The 468-nt window shown below is 66.2% G+C and carries 1 protein-coding gene; it reads left to right on the top strand.

What is annotated here, in order from left to right; translation table 11 throughout:
* Positions 1–468: condensation domain-containing protein (locus PY650_RS36775; protein ID WP_285885027.1), on the top strand; the 468-nt coding region annotated here is incomplete at both ends.

A 468-nucleotide genomic window follows, 5' to 3' on the forward strand; every position in this document is an offset into this window, starting at 1 on the left:
CGGCCGGAGCAACAGTCGTTTGCCGGAGCCAATGTTACCGTTGTCATCGATGCGGAACTGACGCGCGGGCTGAAGCGGCTGAGCCGGCAGCATGGCACGACCTTGTTCATGACGGTGCTGACGGCGTGGGCGGCGGTGCTGTCGCGTCTGTCGGGGCAGGACGACCTTGTCATCGGTGTGCCGAGCGCCAATCGCGGCCGGCGCGAGACCGAAGAGCTGATCGGCTTCTTCGTCAACACCCTGGCGCTGCGGCTCGACCTGTCGGGCACGCCGAGCGTGTCGGCGCTTCTGGAGCGCACGCGGCGCACTGCGCTGGCGGCACAGGAACACCAAGACCTGCCGTTCGAGCAGGTTGTGGAGATCGTCAAACCGCCCCGGGCTCTTGATCACACCCCACTGTTCCAGGTGATGTTGGCCTGGGAGAACAATGCGGTCGGGTCCTTCGACCTGCCGGGGCTGAGCGTCGAG

It is taken from the genome of Martinezella calliandrae, assembly GCF_030272695.1.
Classification (GTDB): domain Bacteria; phylum Pseudomonadota; class Alphaproteobacteria; order Rhizobiales; family Rhizobiaceae; genus Rhizobium; species Rhizobium calliandrae.